The 19,925-nt window shown below is 57.4% G+C and carries 12 protein-coding genes and 1 pseudogene; 10 read left to right on the top strand and 3 right to left on the bottom strand.

What is annotated here, in order from left to right:
• A pseudogene (locus KRZ98_RS13125) lies at positions 1-110 on the top strand (IS5/IS1182 family transposase); the annotation flags it as partial.
• Between the two features lie 231 nt (positions 111-341).
• Positions 342-686 carry a DUF3883 domain-containing protein gene (locus tag KRZ98_RS24420; protein WP_217673946.1) on the top strand — a complete coding sequence of 115 codons (345 nt, stop codon included), beginning with the start codon at positions 342-344 and terminating at the stop codon, positions 684-686.
• On the opposite strand, the gene KRZ98_RS13135 is transcribed toward KRZ98_RS24420, so the two are convergent.
• On the bottom strand, positions 676-1,020 hold the full coding sequence (locus KRZ98_RS13135; RefSeq protein ID WP_217673947.1) for a hypothetical protein: 345 nt from the start codon (positions 1,018-1,020) through the stop codon (positions 676-678). The genes KRZ98_RS24420 and KRZ98_RS13135 overlap by 11 nt on opposite strands.
• 419 nt (positions 1,021-1,439) lie before the next feature.
• On the opposite strand from KRZ98_RS13135, the gene KRZ98_RS13140 reads away from it, so the two are divergent.
• Positions 1,440-1,703: a DUF3892 domain-containing protein gene (locus tag KRZ98_RS13140; protein WP_217673948.1), complete on the top strand. Its 264-nt coding sequence runs from the start codon at positions 1,440-1,442 to the stop codon at positions 1,701-1,703.
• 46 nt (positions 1,704-1,749) lie between these two features.
• On the opposite strand, the gene KRZ98_RS13145 is transcribed toward KRZ98_RS13140, so the two are convergent.
• On the bottom strand, positions 1,750-2,745 hold the full coding sequence (locus tag KRZ98_RS13145; RefSeq protein ID WP_217673949.1) for a YafY family protein: 996 nt from the start codon (positions 2,743-2,745) through the stop codon (positions 1,750-1,752).
• 407 nt (positions 2,746-3,152) lie between these two features.
• On the opposite strand from KRZ98_RS13145, the gene KRZ98_RS13150 reads away from it, so the two are divergent.
• The 7 genes from KRZ98_RS13150 (at position 3,153) to KRZ98_RS13180 (ending at position 18,730) form a co-directional block, all read left to right on the top strand.
• Positions 3,153-5,744, top strand: coding sequence for a PD-(D/E)XK nuclease family protein (locus tag KRZ98_RS13150; RefSeq protein WP_217673950.1), 2,592 nt, complete (start codon positions 3,153-3,155; stop codon positions 5,742-5,744).
• Entirely contained in the window at positions 5,737-8,904 is a 3,168-nt protein-coding gene (locus KRZ98_RS13155) for an exodeoxyribonuclease V subunit beta (protein ID WP_217673951.1), read from the top strand. The genes KRZ98_RS13150 and KRZ98_RS13155 overlap by 8 nt, the downstream gene beginning before the upstream one ends.
• Positions 8,905-8,917: 13 nt before the next feature.
• The gene (locus KRZ98_RS13160; protein WP_217673952.1) at positions 8,918-9,712 is read left to right on the top strand and encodes a hypothetical protein; all 795 of its coding nucleotides are present in this window, start codon (positions 8,918-8,920) and stop codon (positions 9,710-9,712) included.
• Between the two features lie 134 nt (positions 9,713-9,846).
• On the top strand, positions 9,847-12,708 hold the full coding sequence (locus KRZ98_RS24125; RefSeq protein WP_254798402.1) for an AAA family ATPase: 2,862 nt from the start codon (positions 9,847-9,849) through the stop codon (positions 12,706-12,708).
• Positions 12,705-14,003, top strand: a complete 1,299-nt coding sequence (locus KRZ98_RS13170) for an McrC family protein (RefSeq protein WP_217673953.1) — start codon at positions 12,705-12,707, stop codon at positions 14,001-14,003. Before KRZ98_RS24125 ends, KRZ98_RS13170 begins: the two co-directional genes overlap by 4 nt.
• A gap of 1 nt (position 14,004) precedes the next feature.
• Positions 14,005-15,258, top strand: a complete 1,254-nt coding sequence (locus KRZ98_RS13175; protein ID WP_217673954.1) for a DNA repair exonuclease — start codon at positions 14,005-14,007, stop codon at positions 15,256-15,258.
• Positions 15,245-18,730: a YhaN family protein gene (locus KRZ98_RS13180; RefSeq protein WP_217673955.1), complete on the top strand. Its 3,486-nt coding sequence runs from the start codon at positions 15,245-15,247 to the stop codon at positions 18,728-18,730. The genes KRZ98_RS13175 and KRZ98_RS13180 overlap by 14 nt, the downstream gene beginning before the upstream one ends.
• A 31-nt stretch (positions 18,731-18,761) precedes the next feature.
• On the opposite strand, the gene KRZ98_RS13185 is transcribed toward KRZ98_RS13180, so the two are convergent.
• The gene (locus tag KRZ98_RS13185; RefSeq protein ID WP_217673956.1) at positions 18,762-19,784 is read right to left on the bottom strand and encodes a hypothetical protein; all 1,023 of its coding nucleotides are present in this window, start codon (positions 19,782-19,784) and stop codon (positions 18,762-18,764) included.
• Between the last annotated feature and the right edge of the window lie 141 nt (positions 19,785-19,925).

Raw genomic sequence — 19,925 nt, forward strand, 5'->3', positions numbered from 1 at the left:
TTTTCTGCAGCCTCAAAACATTCCGCCGGATCGCTACCCGGTACGAAAAAACTGACGAGAGCTACCGCGCTATGATCAATCTCGCGGCCTTGAAAATCGCTATGCGCTAATGTCCACAGGCCTTAGACAAACCAGGACTTGGCGATTTGATCGACAGGAATTCGGCGACCTTGAGGGAAGCTTTTCAAGTGCAGAGCGGTAAAGCTACGATCTTGCCCGCTGAAATCGATATCCTGTGCTCCCCCGAGGATGACCGCGTTCTACAATCGCCTACACCTCCCCGGCCCTCACAGTCAGAAAACACCATCTCAATATCGAGGTGGCGCCATGGCGAGAACGTCGTGGGCGATGTTTTTCGCGGACAGGGATATGATGTCGAGGACCACAGCCGACAAAATCTTGGTTATGACCTTTTGGCTCGAAGAGGGGATGAGACCTTCTACGTCGAGGTTAAGACAATCAGCCGGGCTGGCGAACCCTTCATCCTCACAACTAATGAAGAAGTTGTAGCGCGAGAAAAGGGTAATCAATACCTGATTGCCCTTCAGCGCGAAATACCAGGGTTCGTCGAACTCGCGATTTTGCGTAATCCGGCCGCAACCTTGAAGCTGGACCGGCAGTGCCGACAGTGGGTATGGGAGTGTTCTACATATAGTTACAATCCGCGAAAATTCTCTACTTTATGATCTTTGCGACGATCTTGATGTCGACCGGGAAGCCTTTTGAATAAACTGTATCATCAAGCGTCTCAATTCCGTAGAAATCATTCGAACTAAAATAGACTGTCGATGTCCCACAGACTTGGCGATTCGAATTATAGCAGTTGATTTTTATCTCTACGTCGTGTTCGATCGTGCTGCCGCCTCTGGCGGTGATTTCTCCCATAATACTAACCTTATATTCACCATCGGCGTCGGCTTCGTCATTGACCGAAACCATCAAACCACTGATCTCGATTCCAGCGCGCTCTTCAAGCATCTCAAGCCGCTGTACGCAGTGAGTTATTTCTTTGAATGGCATTTTACGTCCTCTGATAGATTCGGATGTTGAGGCCTAGATCGTGGAGCGACACATTATCCAATTTGTCACTCAACATACTCCTTCGCGCGCCTTTAGATTTTTGCAACAGGAAGATTAAGGTACGTTTAGGCAGCTTCTGAAGGACCAGTGTCTTTCTGCCCGGACGGCCATGCCTGGGCAGCGCAAAACATAGTATTCCAAAAAAGGACCGTGGTTAGATCAAAGCAGCAGTCAAACTTGCGCAGGACCGGTTTTGGCGGTGAGATGGCGCTCAGGCAGCGACGTTGGAACGTCGCAAGCTAGTCTCCTGCCGCTACCTGTGTTCAAATCGCCATTTGCGATGACGGCAGCATCTGTCGTGTCACAATCCCATCTTGATGCCTGCGAAAATATGATTCGCTGAAACGATGGAGAATATTATGGCAAAACGATACATCAGAGCGACAGGCAAAAATTCGCAGGGCGACATCACAAAGCTCTGCAACTCTGGAGAAATCTGGTCCCCAAGGGCCAAGGCGGACGCGATCAGCGATATCGAATCCGGCACCCACGAATATTGGGTGAATTGGACGCACTATCCGGAAACCAAAATCCGAGTGGTGAACGGTACAACCGGAAAATACTTACGTACCGATCGCGACACGACATCGAAAAATAATCTCGACGACCTTCCGGACTGCTGATGCCGGGATAAGGGGTCTGGAGGGGCTTCTCTCCGGCCCCACATCGTCATGGCATCGATGCAAAGTCTGATCGGCGATATGCGTTCACCATCGAAATAAGCTCGGGTGGAGATATCACCTCAACCGCGTCTCCCCACATGTATAGGTGCCAGCACATTTCGAGTAGGCCGGACGCGCGAAATCTAACAAGCAGTGATCCGCCGGGCTCATGCTCAACGATCTGGGATGGATGAAAAAGAAAGCCTTCCGCACGCGAGGCGGCGTTAGCTGCAAAGCGCCACGCCACGTCGTGTATGCCATCTTCTTGTTGGTAGGAACCGAAGCATCGCTCCGCATGTGTGTCGAGGTCGAAGCCTGACTTGCGAACAAACGATTCCGGCAGCACTACAGCCTCTTCAATGGCATCGACGCGGAAATGTTGGATCCCGCCGCCGACCTTTTCGAGATCAACAGCAACCAAATATCGGCGTGCGCCCAACAGCAAGCCGTGTGGCGCAACGGTTCGCTCGCGAGAGACGGCATCCTTCCAGCCGCGATAGCGTATGCGCAGCCGGGATGTGCCTTTGAGGGCAGTTGAAATGGCCAGGTCGATTGTTTCCCGCCCAACGGGTCTTGGCCCAGGGCGCGTCGCATGGCCGAGAGCCACCAAAAGGGCTTCTTCGTCCGCTTCGATTTTGCGGCTGCGCTCACTTGGGATCAGCGCTAAAATCTTGGCATGTAACGAGCGCAATGCTTGCACCTGATCGGCACCAGCGCCGTTTGTAAGCATTTCTTCCGCTAGGGTCAGTGCCGCGAGTTCTTCGGCTGTCGGCACGAGCAATGGTGCGATGGCCTTGTTAGGAAGTCGCCAGCGCGTCTTGCCCGATTCCTCGTCGCGGAAATGATCTAACTCAGGGAAACGTTCTCGGAGCGCCGCAATGACGCGCTGCGATGTCCGATAGTCTCGCTCCAAAATTTCGGATATTTCTTCAAGGCTGATACCTCGTGCGCTTGCTGCATGCGCAGCGATAGTCAGGAGGTCGATCGCATTGCGATAAGACATCTTAAACCCTTACCATGCGACAGGATCTGTCGTCCGACTGCATTATGCGAGACATGAATGATGCAGTCCAGCGGACCTCGGTCCGCAACAGGGGGAATCGATGCGGAACGACAGGGATAAGAGGACATTTGCCCAGAACGATCTCAAGCGCTCCGTAATCGACGCATTTACGCTTCTTGCGCGACAGTTCCGTGCTGTTGATTCAGTACGCGGCTCTAATTTTCCAAAACCTGGGCTGGCGCAAAAGATCTCGATGCTGAAAGATCATGAGGGGGCGAGAAATGTTTGAGGATTGTTACTTAAGGTTCGGCACCGGCCCCGTAAAAGGCTGCCTCCCGCTTACCGCCGAGCTGCTTTCCAGCTTGTACGCTCTGCCCCACCATACTGAAGCCGACCTTGCAGCGGTCTTGGACCGCGCGAGCGGCGACTGGCCGTGGAGCGCTAGTCTTTCCGTTGCCCCGCGTGAAACAGCACAAGTAGTCGGAGAGGCCCTGCGCGCAGTGATGTTGGCTGCGCCAGGTGACAGCCCTGACGGGACCGACATCAACGCCCTGGCCGACGGAAGCCGTGCCCGCATTCATCTAGAGGCGCTGTTAAGGCTCTGGCGCGAGCAGCGTGCGGCCATGCCCGCCGATATCGCCACCTTGCACACATTTCTTGCCTGTGAAGCAGACGATGTGCTGCAAAAGGTCGCGTTGATTGCGCCGCCGCATGATCCGGCACGCAGCCAACTTGAGCAATCGGTGATCAATCTCCTGGCGCAGCAACACGTCGTTTGCGGTCAAGATGATCCCGATTTTATACGGCTAGTTGGCGAACGATGCGCCCCGGCGGCTGCCGTTGATACATTGCTTGGCCATATCCAGCGCGGGCTGCTGTCACCATCTGCAACGACGATACGCCCCGATGACAGTTTCGCAGTTCTCACCGTTCGCGACAGCCTAGGCGAATGTGAAGCAGCCGTGACGATTATTCAGCGCTGGCTTCGCCAAGATGATATGCTTGCCCCGGCCGATATCGCAGTCATCGTGCCCAATGACGGCGCCCACGCGGCCCAACTGCGCAGCCTTGCTGACGATGCGGGACTGCTGCTGCAAGGCCTCCCAGCCAGCGCGTCTGCGCGGAATATCGGGGCCGAGACGGTGTACCTGTTCCTCTGCTGTCAACGCGATCCAGTGCCTCAGATGGCACGAGCCTCGCTGCTCGCCTCGCCGATACTGCCCTGGCCCGCGGATTTGGGCCGCCGCATGGCGCGCCGGGTAATGCAAGGCAGGGGCTATTGGGCCGCCGGTCTCGATGTTGATACCAAGGGTACGGAACTTGTCCGCCTGCTCACGAGCCCCGGCGCATCCACCAACAAACAGCTTTGCGGGCGACTCAATGCGCTGCGCAAGCTTCTCGGCTCATCCGACTCACGTACAGAGCGCGACATTGGCGAGGCCAAGAGTCATATTAGCTTGCTGCTCAATTCGTTGAGCAATGCCGATATGGACGCGGCACCGAACTGGGAGAGCATCCTTAAGATGGCTTCCTCCTACCGCCTTGAACGTGCGCCACGCGGATCGCTGTACCCAAATGCGATAAGCGTGCTGCATGCCTCCGAAATGCCCCGGCGACGCTTTTCAAAAATGATCGTCACCGGGTTCAACGAGGGCGCTTACCCCGTCCCTAGCCCTCGCAACCCGATTTTTCTCGATAGTGAACTCAACGCGATTGAGAAGCTTTGCGGGCTAACAATGCCCACACGCCGGGGTCGCCTCGATAAAGGCCTCGCCCGCTTTGCCCGCCAACTGGGTGCAGTACGGGACGAGGTGGTGATGCTGTGCGCCGAGCGCGATGGTTACGGTAAGGCGCTGCTCCCCGCATCAAGCCTGGCTTTGATTGCCCGTCTTGTCGACGGCGTGAAGGATCCCGAAGATTTCCTTGCTTCGCTTGGCGCAGGGAAAGCATTGGTTTGGGAGCAGCTGATCGATTGGGTAGAGCCGGTCGAACGTAAGATGGTTGTGCGTGTGGATCCGCCTTTCAATTATGAGCTGGGCCGAAATCTGCTCCATCTGCGCATCAATGAAGAGGGCAAGCCGCGCCCGCAAAGTCCAAGCCGACTTGAAAAGCTGCTTGTTTCTCCGTTGGCTTGGGCGCTGGGCGAACTGGATGCAGAGCATGTGGGCTGGGCACCCGAAGCGCTCGATGTCCGGCTGCGCGGCACCTTAGCCCACGGTGTGTTCGAGCGCCTCTTCAAAGCCGGCGAACCGATCTGCGATCCTGGCGAAGTGGCCGGTCTTGTGCCGACCCTGTTCGATGAATGCGTTTCCCTTGATGCCCCCTTCATGGCGGGAACGGCCTGGGCGATGGAACGTGAAGCAATTATCGGCGACATCGTGCGTTCTGCGCAGAGCTGGGCGACAACGCTCAGGAACTGGGGTGCCACGGTTGTCGCCAACGAGTTCTGGCTGGAGGGTGAGATCATGGGGCATCCCGTTCACGGGATGGCCGATAGCCTGCTCCAACTAGGAAATGGACTCCCGGTGATCGTTGATCACAAGAAAAGCTCGTCAGGCAAACGGCGTCGGCGCATGGAGGCGGGCTGCGATCTGCAAGTCGAACTCTATCGACAAATGCGGGTAAAAATCACGTTGTCCGAAAATGAAGAGCCGGGTCCCGCAAGCACGGTCTTAGCGGAGGCTGGCGGTAAGGTCGGTGTGGCCTACAACATGATGAACGATGCAGGCGTGCTGGTGAACGGCATCGACGGGCATGGCTCAACGGGGGTCGAAGTGTTCGATACTGAAATCTCGCACCGCGCGATGAAGGAGTTGGAGCGCCGCTTCGAGGCACTGCGACTTGGGCAATTGCACACCAATGCGAGCGGGGACGAGAAGCATTTCGACAAGGTGACAGCGTTGGGCACCTATGCTTTTGACGACAGCCCGTTGATCCGGGCCTTCATGCGCAACGATAGTGCGCCGTCTGCCTTTGCCATGGAGAACGAGGATGACTGACATTGCCATTGTCCCGGCAGGCGCTGGCGCGGGTAAGACCCACCACATCAAAACCACGCTTGGTCAGTGGGTCAGCGCTGGGGATGTTGCCCCACGCAAAATCCTAGCCGTCACTTTCACCGAAGCCGCCGCTGGCGAACTGCGGCAGCGCATTCGCACGGAACTGCTAGCTGCGGGCAATATCGAGGCAGCCCTTGAGGTCGAACAGGCCTATGTCACCACAATCCACGCTCTGGGCCAGCGACTCCTTGGCGAGCATGCCTTGGCGCACGGGGCATCCCCCCATTTGCGCCTCATCGAAGAGGCCGAGCAAGATCTGCTTCTGCGTCGCTGCCTCGAGGCAGCTCCTACAATTGGACAAATGGCAAGTAACCTTGCAGCACATGGCTACAGCTTTGAGTTCAACAGCGGAGCTAGTGCGGAAGAGGTATTTCGCAAAGCGTTCCTAAAACTTGTTGAAACACTGCGCACCTTAGGTCCACGCGGGTGCGATCCCGTCTTAGCTGAGCAGGCTGCGCAATCTGTATATGCTGCCTACGGCCCCGTTACGGGAACAAATGCGGACACGGCTGACGCTTTGCGCCGCTCGATCGACGCGTTGCTGCACGCTTTTCCTGGCTCGATCGCGAGCAGCGTCACCGCCAAAACAGTTAAGTCTGCTCTGCGCGATGACCATAAAGCTCTGCTCGCAGCGCAGCGCTCGCTACTGCGGGGAGAAAAGGACTGGAAGGTTTGGGAGAGGCTGCGCAAGCTGCAGCTTTCAAATAGTAGAACAAAACTGCCCGAAGAATATGAAGCGCTAGCGGGCGCAGTTCTTTCGGTTGCTGATGCCCTGCCTTGCTTGCCTGGCCCGCGCGACGATGCCATGCATCATGCACGCGAACTTGTTCGCGCTGCGCAACAGGTGATGACCGATTATGGTCATGCCAAGGCCGCGCTGGGTGTAATTGACTACGGTGATATGATCACCAATGCGGCGGCGATGCTGGCCTCACGCAGCGACGTAACGGAAGCAATTCTGGCCGAGATCGATTGCGTGGTCATTGATGAATTCCAAGACACTAGCCCGATTCAGTTCGCATTTTTGTGGCAATTGGCCGCTCAGGCACCGCGCACGCTGATTGTGGGTGATACCAAGCAAGCGATCATGGGTTTCCAGGGAGCCGATCCTCGCCTCGCCGAGGCGCTCGCAAAGGCCCATCCACACCCTGCGTTGCCAAACAACTGGCGTTCAGTGGCACCGATCATGGAATTCGTGAATGTGCTTGGACCCAGACTATTCGGCGATCGCTACAGCCCGCTCGCCCCAATGCGTGCATCTGGCCCAACAGCTGCGCTCGAGGTAATCGAACAGGATGTGACAGGAAGAGAAACCAAGGCCGATACCGCCAAGCCTTCTCATATCGTGGCAGAGCGTATTGGGGATATCCTGAAAAACGGAGAAATGACGATCGAGGATCGTCATACCAAAGAGGTTCGGGCACTCGAGCCGCGTGACATTGCGGTTCTGTGCCAGACCGGCAAGCAATGCGCGGAATATGCCGGTAAACTGCGCGCGCTGGGGCTTCCGGTCCGACTGGCCGAAGACGGATGGTGGAATAGTCCTGTGATTCAGGCTGCCGCCTTTGCGCTAGGGATCGTGGCTAATCCAGACGACCGGCATGCGGCCCTTTGCTTTGCTAGCCTTGGACCTGATCAGGTCGATCTTGGTATCGCACTGAGTGCATTAGCAGCGGGCAAGACTGTTTCGGTGACGGGCATGGACAGTCTCGTCGCACTGCACGACGAGGCTGGAAAGTTTCCAGTGGACGCGCTGGTGGCCCAGATCATATCCAAAGCGGGCCTGCGGCAATGGTGCGACAATCTGCCCGATCCGCTGCAAATGCGCGCTGATCTAGGCCGCCTCGAAGCAGAAGCTACCGCTTTTTCCCAAGGCGAAATCGCCCCGCGCGAAGCTGCTGGCTTTTACGGCAACGGCATTGCCGTTTTCCTAGGTTGGCTCCAAGCGCGCGTTGACCAACAGGATGACAGCCGCCCCCATGCCAGCGGAAATCAGAGCGATGGCATCGAAGTGGTGACATGGCACTCATCAAAGGGCCGGGAATGGCCACTAGTGGTGGTTGCCACCTTGGGGCACGAGCGCAATCCCAGGGCCCGCGAGTTTCGCGTCGAGATTCCTGATTTCAGCGATTTCAACGCGATACTTGACCAAGCGAGTTTATCCTATGCTCCCAGTTACGCGGCCAGCGAATCCACCGACCGTGCGCTCAACTTACGACGCGAAGATGCGCGCGAGGAGTGTCGCCGCTTACTATACGTTGCTCTGACCCGTGCACGCGATCGTTTGGTGATAGAATGGCCTAAGCCACCCTCGAAGGGATGGAAGGAAGGGAATATCTGCCCTGCGCAGATGCTTGAGGAAGAATGTGGGTTTGCCCTTGCCCCGTCCGGTATTATTCTTGAAGATCGGTTATTTCCGGCACGCAAAGGTGTTGGTGGCAAAGAGATCCCGCCAGAATTCCTTGCAGCTACGGAGAATGCTAATCTTCCTGTTCGCGCCGTGCGTCATGCGCTGCGCTTAGGTATCGTGCCCCATGCCGACCCGATCCTGGCCCCATCCGCTGTCCTCGTCACGGCTCGTCCCCAACCTGCGGAGCTAGTTACAATTAGCCTTGCTCCTGGCGTGTCGTTGAAAAACGCAGAACTGACAAAAGCCACAGAGAAAGGCACTGCGCTGCACGAGGCCTTGCGCATTTGTCTGCAACGCCCGGACCTTATGCACAAGGTCGCCGCGCACTGCCGGATAAGCGAGGTGGAAGCGAACGCTGTGCTGGAGCAGGCGTCGTCCTTGCGCAGCGCGCTTGCTGCACGCGGTTTCCCCACTCTCCATGTCGAACAGCCACTTGATGTTACGCTAGTTGACGGCACGGCGCAGACGATCATCCTCGACCTGTTAGCCGAAGGCCCCTTGGGGTTCATGATAGTCGACCACAAGAGTGGCCCGGTGTCCGATGCACGCTCCCGCTATGCCACCTATTGGCCGCAACTCGCAGCCTATTCCGATGCGGTGGATCGCTTGGGCACAAAACCCGTCACTCACGCCGCGATATTCTGGACGCAAACCGGCGAACTAAGCGTAGGAACAATTTGTAATGGGTAATCGAAAGGGGATCTTGACTCCCGAACTGCGCGGCAGGCTGGACGCTATTTTTGAGTTTTTAGTTCGCAACCGACAAATTAATGAGAAGGTGCAGCATGCTGCGTATCGCCAAGATATCTTGCCATGGCCCGATACTGGCAGCAAGCTTTGGTCATTGTTGCACTCCAAAGCGCATACTCAATCTGCTCCCAAATTAGATGTATTGATGCCGACCTGGCAAAATTTGCATCAGAACTACGATGCCTTCAAACAGGTCCGCTCCGTTGGGGAGTTGAACGAGGCCCTATGGACGCTTGTGCAGCCAGCTGATGAGCGGGGCCGCGCTAATAAACCAGTGTTTGACGAAATGTGGACCTCATTAAAAGCAGTGGCCGGGTTCGGCGAGAAGACGGCTGCGCTTTTTGTTAAGTCCATTATCGAAATCCATACTTTGCCGATTAATCGCGACCTTTGCTTCTTGTCGGCCTTTACCGTCGATCCGCAGGAAACTATGAAAGTTCCTGTCGATAAGGTTATTATTCATATTTTCGATTGCCTTGGAGCGCCAAAAGAAAATTTCACGTCGATCAACGGCATGATCGAGCAAAGCGGCCTTCGGCTCGCGGAAAGACCGACATTGTGGGACGATCTATGGTTCTGGGGCTTTATCACGCAGCTCAATGAAAAAGTGGCAGGCCGAGTTACGCGAATTAACGAGCCCAAGTTCTTGTCAATTCTGGGCGCGCCGGTCGATCAGTGGGACCGCATCAGCTTCGCCGCTGAAGAATTCCGGCAACTCGTCGAACCAGCGCGGGCTATGGCCGCATGATGCCGAGCCTGGCAGGCAAGAGCCTCGATATTCCGAATAACATCGGGGCAGAGATTTCGACCCATAGCGGGCGCGATAGGGAAACAATGGTCATGCTGGCACTGCGCTGCCCCGCTCGTGATCGAGGAATGTAGATGATGCGCCCGAATAAGGATGCGGTTCTTTCAGCGCTGGAGGAATTCGATCAGATCGGCCGTCCGGCCTTCATGGAAAAATATGGATTTGCTGATCGCAATATAACTTATGAGGTCGAGCACGACGGGCGCAGCTATCCGTCCAAGGCAATTTTCGGTCGCGCCTTTGGTTTCATGCCTGGCGATGTAGCGCGTAATAGCGAGACGTGTAATGGGACCGAGGCCCGCGAGCATCTGGAACATCTCGGTTTTGACATCCTGTCCAAGGATCCAGCGGGTTCCCATAAACGCCAGCTCACCCTGTTCAGCACCAACGGTCAGGCTTTCCAACCGACGCGAACCTTCAATCGCGCGACAAAGAAATCAGCCTACCGGCTCCAGCGCCCAGGCACCACCAACAAGACAAGCGACGCGGAAGAGGTCGATAAGATCATAGACGTAGCCCGGGCGATGCTGATCGATGGGCGTCTAGCACGGGTTAAGGCCACCGACGGCACAGGGCCTGCCAATTATTTAGGCTATGGAAAGCGGACGCTAGTCCGATATGAACTCGACCCCGCGATAGCCGCAGAACTCGGCATTCCCGCACATTCAGGCATTCTGGAAACAGTCGACCTTGATCGGTCCGTTCTGGAACGACTGCGCCACCTTTTTGAGGCAAAATATCCAGACTTCAAGGCTTTCGATGACAGCGGCGGATATCTTGCCGCGGAAGATCAATCTAAACGCGCCCTGCTTGATCGGGCGTCAGCTATCATGCGCGAGAAACATGCTGAAAGCGATGAAGTGTTGGGTGCCATGCTGCTCGACCTCGTCGCTGGCAAGAGCGGTGTGCCAAGCAGCCTATTGGATTGGCGCATCGCTAAACTGGTGACGGATATCCGGCGCGAGGAGCCAGGCAAGATCGAACAAGCCGCTGGTTTGCTAGCCCGCGGTGATGACCCGATAGACGCCATATCCGCCTTTGCGTCGAACACATGGCATATGCTTTCGACGAGAGCGCCGGCCCGGCCGTTCGCGGAAAGCCGCACGATACCCACGATGATCCGTGGATTGGTTGATGGGCAGCGCGTCCTTGGTATCCGCTCCACGCCCACTGACAATGCGTCGAAGATGCTGCTCGGCAAAGGGGCATTCGGGCAGCAGCCCCTGACAGAAGACGAAGTGCGGCACGTCATCACGCTCGCTGAAGAGATCGCGCGCATCATGCGCGAAGAATGGGGTTGGAACCCCCGCGATCTCTGGGATGTACAGGGTTTCATTTGGGAGACCTGCCAGAAGCGCATTTCCGAAAATGCCGACGAACCCGCCGATACTGCTATGAGGGATCAGACCATAATGCCGACGAACCTTATCCTCTATGGACCGCCCGGCACCGGCAAAACATATGCGACCGCAGAGGAAGCTGTCCGCTTGTGCGGTGAAACCGTGGTGCCAGACGACCGCGAGGCGCTGATGGCATCGTACCGATCGCTACACCAAAAAGGACGGATCGCGTTCGTCACCTTCCATCAAAATTTCAGCTATGAGGATTTTGTCGAGGGGCTCCGGCCGGTGACAGCAGCGCAAGACGAGGGCGCAAGCGGCAGCGTGGGGTTCAGCCTTCAGCCGCAAGACGGCGTCTTCAAGCTCATCGCAGAGCTCGCTGCGAGCAATCACGGCAGGGCAGCAGGTGGCGATGCCCCGGTTATCGACCGCAATCGGAAGATCTTCAAAATGTCTCTGGGACGCAGTTGGGCGTCCGAGGACGATGTTATTTATCAGGACGCAATTCGCGACGGCTATGTCGTGCTTGGTTGGGGTGGAGAAGTCGACTGGTCGGACCCTCGCTACGATGCGTGGGATGCAATCAAAGAACGTTGGCGGCAAGATTTTCCCGACGCCAGCGGCAACGATCCCAATATGTCTCAGATGTATGCCTTTCGCATCAACATGCAGATCGGATCGCTAATCGTCATCTCCGACGGCAATCGTAAGTTCCGCGCGGTCGGTGAAATTACTGGTCCTTACCAGTTCGTGCCCGGGACGAACGGCGAATATAATCATCGTCGATCCGTGCGCTGGCTCTGGCACAGCGATGAAAGCCTGCCGCGGGAGCTCATCTACGATAAGGAGCTAAGCCAAGTTTCCGCTTATCAAATGAACAGCCGACACGTGAACTGGGACGGTTTGGAGCAGATCGTTGCAAGCGGTGGCGCGACGGCGACCTTCGGCACGCCGGAGCCCTTCGTGCTGATCATCGACGAGATCAACCGCGCCAACATCTCCAAGGTTTTCGGTGAATTGATCACACTGCTGGAGCCGGACAAGCGAATTGGCCAGGAGAATGCACTGACGGTCCGATTGCCCTATTCCAAGCAGGAATTTGGCGTGCCCACCAATCTGCACATCATCGGCACCATGAACACCGCCGACCGCTCAATTGCGCTTCTCGACACCGCGCTGCGCCGTCGGTTTGAGTTTCGCGAACTTATGCCTGACGCATCGCTCCTGGGGACGGTCGATGGCATCGATCTTGCCGCATTGCTCGCGACCGTGAACGAACGGATCGAATATCTCTTCGACCGCGAGCATCAGATCGGCCATGCCTATTTCATCCGCTGTGAAACGCGCGACGAGGTGGACGAGGTCATGCGGAATAAAGTTATCCCGCTCCTTGCTGAATATTTCTACGAGGACTGGGCGAAGGTCGCTGCCGTGTTGGGTGACGGCGATGATGGCGAAGGTGATCGGGAAGGCCGCTTCATCGATCGACGTAGATTAAAAGCGCCGAAGGGTCTGGGCGGCGATGAGGATGCTGCACCGCGCTATCGTTGGAGCGTGCGCGACACCTTCTCTTATGGCGGCTTCGCTTCGGCGTGATTCGCCGGACGATTCTTGAATGGGAGACGCTGCGTTATGGTGATGCCGCAGGCGAAATCCCTGCCCATGCGGCGGATCGGATCGCTGCTGTTGCGGCGGCCTCGCCGTTAGCGGGTCGGGGCGGAGGTGGGGTGCTGGGCCATGGTCGCAAGGCGCTTAGAGCACGCGGCGTCGTCGGCGTCATAGCCGCCGGGGGCTGTGCGCTCGAAATCCTGCCGAAGATCGATATTCCCAACGAAGAAGGCTCTCAGGCGACCGGAAGCATCCGTCGTCGCCTTGTCCATATGCTCGCGGTCGCGCTTGACCTGAAGATCGATGCTGGCCAAGTCACAGCGCTTGATTGGCAGCGTGAAACACTACTTGAGATCCTGATCCGCCTTTTTTCCGAGAAGCTGGTCGATGCCGTGCGGCAGGGCATACCTCGCCGCTATGTCGAGCACGCCGACGACCTTCCAGCCTTACGCGGGCGGCTGAATGTCACACGCCAGTTCACAACGCTGGCAGTCGATCCTTCACGGCTGGCCTGCCGCTACGATGCGCTGACGTCGGACATCGCACTCAATCGCATCATGAAAGCGGCGATCACCCGTCTCTCCCGTATAGCTCGAACGACTGACAACCAAAGACGTCTTAGAGAACTCACGTTTGCCTATGCGGATATCGCCGACCTGCCGGTGCAGGCGCTTCGGTGGGACGATGTGGTCCTAGACCGCACGAACGGGCGCTGGCGTGAACTGCTGAACCTAGCGCGCCTGCTGCTGGGCGAGCGGTTTCAGACCACGTCTGCCGGAGGCAGTGATGGTTTTTCACTGCTGTTCGAAATGAACATGCTGTTTGAGGAGTATATCGCTCGGATGCTCAAACGGGCCCTTGGTGACACTGACTTGCGTGTCGTCAGCCAAGGCGGGCGGCTGTACTGCCTGGAGGCAGACGATCGGAGGCAGGTCTTCCAGACACGACCGGACATCCTGATTAAGCGGGGCGATGCTGTAGTTCAGGTGGTCGACACCAAATGGAAACGGATTACCGCAAGGATCGATGACCCCAAACGTGGCGTATCGCAAGCCGACGTGTATCAGATGATGGCTTATGGTCGCATTTATGAATGCGAGAGGCTGACCTTACTTTACCCTCATCATGACCAAGCCGGATGCGATGAGGGACTGATCGGCGATTACGGCGTCAATTCGTGCCAGGATCGCCTTGAAATTTTTTCCATCGACGTCGCTCGCGGCGATGATATCAAGGCACGGCTGCGGAGCATGTGTCAATCCGGCCTAAAAGAGGTGCAATAGATTGACTGGATTCTCGTTTGTTCATGCCGCTGATCTTCATCTTGATAGCCCCCTACTTGGATTAGCGGGAAAATCGGCTGACTTTGCAGCGCGTGTAGAAGCAGCGTCCCGCGAAGCGTTTGACAATCTCATCGCGCTTGCGATTGATGAAGGCTGTCGATTTGTTCTGTTGGCCGGTGACATTTTTGATGGAGATTTACGTAATTTCCAGACGGGGCTCTACTTTATGGCGGGCATGCGACGGCTCGACGAAGCGGGGATTTCTGTCTTCATGGTGTTGGGGAACCATGATTCAGCCAATCGCTTTGCCGACAAGCTGTCCCTTTCGGGCAATGTCCATGTCTTTCCAAAGACCAAGGCCGCCACACATCGTCTGGAGGATGTCGGGGTCGCAATCCACGGTCGCAGCTTCCCCCGTCCGGATGTCTCCGAAGATCTGGCACGCGAATATCCGGCAGCAACCCAGGCGCTGTTCAACATCGGCGTTCTCCATACGGCATGTGCGGGCAGCGAAGGTCATCACGTTCGTTATGCGCCCTGCACGCCCGAGCAGCTCACCAATCATGGCTACGACTATTGGGCGCTGGGCCATGTCCACGCCCATGCCGTGCTCGGCGAGCACCCGCACATAGTCTATCCCGGCAATCTTCAGGGCCGACACCCACGAGAGACGGGGCCCAAGGGGGCGGTTCTGGTCAAAGTCAATGACGGCAGGGTCACTAGTCTCGAGCATCGCGCGCTCGATGTGGTGCGCTGGGCATCGATCACAGTTGATGTGTCAGAAACGAGCGAACATAGGGAATTACTGGATGTCATTCGCGGACATATTGCACAAAGCGCAGAGCAGGCCGACGGACGGCCCATCGCCCTTCGCCTGACGGTGATTGGAACGACACCGCTCCATTCCAGATTGATCCTCGAGCGCACCGTCTTCCGCGAGGACGTGGAAGCATTGCTGGCAACGCTCTCGGATGATGTGTGGCTCGAAAAGCTGAGGTTGGATACCGAACATCCGGCGGCCCTCGGCATGGTCGATCCGACGGTGGCTGGAAGGCTTGATCAGGAGGTAGTCCGCCTGAGCCAGGACGGCGCGATTGCACAAGTGCTCGAAGCGCGTCTTGCCGATATTCGGACAAAACTGCCCGCTGGCGCGCATGCCGATGCCTTTATCGAGCAAATGCGTGCTGAGATCCCCGAACGCGCGGCAGCCCTTGCGCGAAGTCTAGTCAGCGAGGCTGGTCATGCGCCTGACTGAACTCGGCCTCGAGAAATATGGCGGCTTCGCCAGTCGCGAGCTCACCATTCCGGAAACGGCGGGCCTCACGGTGGTGTACGGTGCCAATGAGGCGGGCAAGAGTACCTGTCTCGAGGCGATCAGCGACTTTCTGTTCTCGATCCCCAAGAATACTCAGCGCGGCAGCTTTTTCGGATATGATGGCATGCGCGTCGGGGCTTCGATGCTGATGGCTGATGGCAGCACCCTGACGCTCAAGCGCCGCAAGGGCAACGGCAAGACACTGGCTGACCTGTCCGGCACGGCGCTAGATGACACCGCTCTTGCGCCGGTGCTGGGTGCCATCACACGAGAGCGGTTCGAAACGCTCTTCGGTCTGAACCACGAAACCTTGCGCAACGGCGGGGAGCGATTGCTTCACGCCGATGGCGACATCGGGCGTCTGATCGTCGAAGCAGGCGGCGGCTTGCGCACGCTGGTATCTCGCCTCGAAGGTATCAACGGCGAAGCGGACAAGCTCTTCGATACGAGGCGGTCGGTAAATCGTGTTTTCTACCAGCAGCTGACGGCATTCGAGGCAGCCGAAAAGACGGCACGCGGCGCGCAACTCACCCGGGAAACCTTTGAGCAGACGCGTAAGGCATCGCTCGCAGCCGGGGGAAAGCTCGAGGCCCTACGCACCGAGCGGCGCAGCCTTGGTGCATCAACGTCCCGGCTGGAGCGCGTCCTACGCGTCGCGCCGCACTTGCGCCAGCTGGCCAACCTTATACTGGATCTGGTCGGCTATGACGATGTCGCGCCCTTTCCGGATGATTTCGCGGTAAGGATGCGGACTGCTCTCGATCAGCGCAACGGGGCTGAAAAGCGGCTCGAGGACGCGATAGAGCGGCGGAACCGCCTGAAGGCGCGGCTTGACGCGCTAGTGGTAAACCCAGGTCTCAAAGCCTCCGAACAGCGGGTGCGTGATCTGGCCGAACGCGCCATTCACGTCAGCAAGGCCCGCTCCGATCGTGCCAATCGTCAGCGGGAAATTGACGATGGTGAGGCTCAACTGGCGGCACTGCGCCGCATGCTTGGCCTGCCGGCCGATGCGAACCTTGCCCAGTTGATCCCGGACCAGTCTGCCCTCAATCTTGTGCGCTCGCTTGCCGATGAGATGATGGAGCGCCGTCCCAGTCTTGCCTCTGCCAGAACGCGCCTTGGCGAAATCGCGGATACACTTGCCGAGATTGACAATCGTTTGAAGGCGGCACGCCTGGCAGGGCATGATGCTCTGCCAGAGGCGTCATCATCGACCTTTGCCAGCCTCGCTTCCCAGAAGTCGGCACACCAGGCACGTCAGAAGTCGCTGGATACTGACAGCGCAACATTGACCGGACGGCTCAAAGCGCTTGGCTTCGATACCGTTGACGGGCTTGCTGCCCTGCCATGCCCCTGCGTTGACGACATTCGCAGTGAGCAGGCCGCGCGCGAAACATTGACCTCGCAAATCGAGGATCAAGCTAAGCTACAGCGACAGGCCGAGCGCGAGATTTCAGCCGGTGAGACAGAGATTGGCGCGCTTCAGGCATCCGGAACCATTGCGAGTGATGTGTCACTTGCCGAGGCGCGCACCCTGCGCGCCAATGCCTGGAGGCCGATAAAATCGGCATATGTCGCGGGACAGCTGCCCGATGACGGCACTGCTCGCCTAGCTGTTGCTGACGGTCTGGAAACGGCAATCCTGTCTGCAGACGCACTTGCCGATCGCCGCGCCGCAGAGGCAGAGCGGGCTGCATCGCTCGCACTCACCTTGCGGCGCGTCGCGGAGGCAAGGACTGCGGTCAAGACGGCAGAGGAGGAGGCGGCCGCGCTTGTCGCGCAGACTGAAGTGCGCATCGCGCAATGGCGGAACAGTTTTCCGCAGGTTCTGATCAAGCATCCCGAACTGGCCTCGCTGCTCCAATTTGGCCAAGCACGGCAACTGGTGCTGGATGAATCAGAACGCTTGCGGATTTCGGCCAATGCGCTGGCTTTGGAGGAGGCCCAGCTTGCGCCGACCGTTGAGTTGCTCGAACGGATCGAACAGAGCCGCAAGCTCGATACTACATTGTCATTCGCCGCTCGGGTCAGCGCGGTGCAAAACGCCATCTCCCGGCACGAACAAGCACATGCCGAATATACCAGGGACACGCGGGACCGCCTGGACTCCGAACGGCAGCACAAGTTGGTTGAGGCGGAAGTGGAGCGACTGTCGGACGCACAGGGTGCCTGGGACACAGCATGGCCTGCGGCAACAGGCGCGCTGGGGCTCAAACCCGACATTTCGCCGGTAGATGCCAACAGTGCTGTCACCGAATGGGTTGGCGCACGCGGTGTGCTTTCGGCAATAGGGCAGGCCCGCCAGCGGCTGAAGCGCATGGACGAAGACGAGGCGAGCCTTGCGAAGGATGTCCGCAGCCTCGCGACTGAACTCGCCATCGAGATCGGCGAAGACTGTGTGGTTGCAGCGCAGATGCTGCTGGCCCGGTTTACCGACAACGCAACAGCGCAAACCCAATATGATGGGGTACTGCCCGACTTTGAGGAAGCGAAGGTTGAGGCCGACCAAGCGGAAGAGGCCCTCGGCACCGCTCGCGAGGAACTGGCTACCCTCGCTGCTTCGGCAAAACTTGATGGCGGCGATGATGGGGCCCTTCTGGACGCAGCATCACGGTGTGAAGCACGCATGGCTTTGTGCGATGAGATCGCTCTTGCGGAACGCACCGCGACGGACGTGGGCGACAAGCTTGATCTCGCTGCCTTGCGGGCGGAATGGGATGAACGCGACCTCGATGAGGTTCGCGCGGAACTGACCGAGCAGACATCGCGTGCTGCCGAGATCGAGAGCGAGATTGAGGCAGCCATTCTCGCCGAGAAGGCGGCAAAGGACGACCTTGCTGCCTATCTAAGTCAGAGCGAGGTCAATCACGCCGTTGCCGAACGCGAAGCGGCGGCAGCGCAGATGCATCTCGTCCTCGAACGCTATCTCGAGTTATCGGTTGCGCGCGAATTAGTGACGTCGGCCATGGCAACGATCCGCGCAGAACAGCAAGATCCGCTCATCGCGCGGGCAGGCGAACTGTTCACGGCCACGACGCTCGGTGAATTTGCCGGAATCGAGACCGATATCGATGACAAAGGCCACCCGGTCGTGGTTGGACGGCGAGCCAATGGCGGTATTGCTGCGGTCGCTACCATGAGCGACGGTACACGCGACCAGCTTTTCCTCGCCTTCCGACTGGCGAGCCTTGAGAATTATGCCAGTGCGACGGAGCCTCTGCCCTTCATCGCGGATGACATTCTGGTGCATTTCGATGATGAACGCAGCCAGTCCACGCTCGAGTTGCTTGCTGAGTTCGGCAAGATCAATCAGGTTCTTCTGTTTACCCACCATCGTAGCGTCCGCGCCCTAGCGGAGCCGCTCGTTGCGGCTCAGCTGGCAAATATAATTGATTTGGATCGCGTTGCATGAATTGGGAATTGAACGCATATGTTATCAGTCATTACAGGCTCGAAACACTCGCATTTATTCGATCGAATAGCTTTCCAAGATAATAATCGCGGCCATTATCCATAAACAGAACGTGCCGGTCTTCTAATTCAGCCTCGCTAGCGCTAATTCCAACATTGAGTAGGTCGCGGTATGGAGTAAAAGAAAGAATAAATGCATTTAAAGTTAAATCGGCATCACCCAATTCTAATTCTCTCTGTTTGATTTCAGAGAAAAGTCCAAGCTTGGGATCGCTGAGGTCGAGATTACGGATGCCTTTTGGGTCGATAAAGCTAAGCCATTGCTTGCCGGACGCGTCATCTACAAGCCAGAGTAGGAAATCAGGATAGAAGTTTCCAGCCCGTGCGAAGCCTAAGCCTTTGGCTTGGGTATCGGCGTTGCGCAGCAGATACAAGCTGCGTCCGGCGAGCGTTTCTTTAGCCGCGGGTGAATTATAGAAGGCCTCAAGATCGCGGACGAACTGGACTTCGCTAGGGGAATCGAAGGCGATCGGGCGCATCTTTAGGGGCAGACTGCCCGTCACATCAGGAGCCATCAACGGGTAGTAGAGATGTCGGTCGAAGCTAATGGCGACCATGTGAGGCGCGTTCCATCGGCTCGCTCCGCCGATTTTGCCTGCGGCAACTAGGTCCCTGAGAACTTTGAGCTTGACCTCGTACTCGCGGCCAACGTCGGTGCCGTCGATCTCGAACTGATAGAGCTTGAGCATCGAACCGTGGTCATCGGTGATGTAGGCAATGTCGTAAAACTGTCCTTCGTACCCGGCTTTCAGCGCCTGATAGAAGCGATCGGTATATTCGACCAGCAACTGAACCAGAATGTCCTGCTGCTTGGTGACGTCGGCAAAGCCGTTGATGGCGAGCTCGGCCTGGGGAATGAACAGCGTGTACCACGCGTTGCCGCCGGTGCAGAAGTCGACCAAGCGTTTTCGGTCCAGCCGCAGGTTGCTCCATGCCTTGAGCAGTTTGTATTTTTGCAGTGCGAGGAACACCGTGTCCCAGTCGAACATGGCCATCACGGCGCGATCCAGTGAAGCGCCCCGGGTTTCCAGGAGGCTCCAACTTGTGAGAAGGAGCATCCGTTATGAGCAAGACAACCAACAAATTTTCACCTGAAGTCCGCGAGCGGGCGGTTCGTATGGTGGTGGAGCAGCGGG

It is taken from the genome of Sphingobium sp. AS12, assembly GCF_019097845.1.
In the GTDB taxonomy this organism is placed as follows: Bacteria; Pseudomonadota; Alphaproteobacteria; order Sphingomonadales; family Sphingomonadaceae; genus Sphingobium.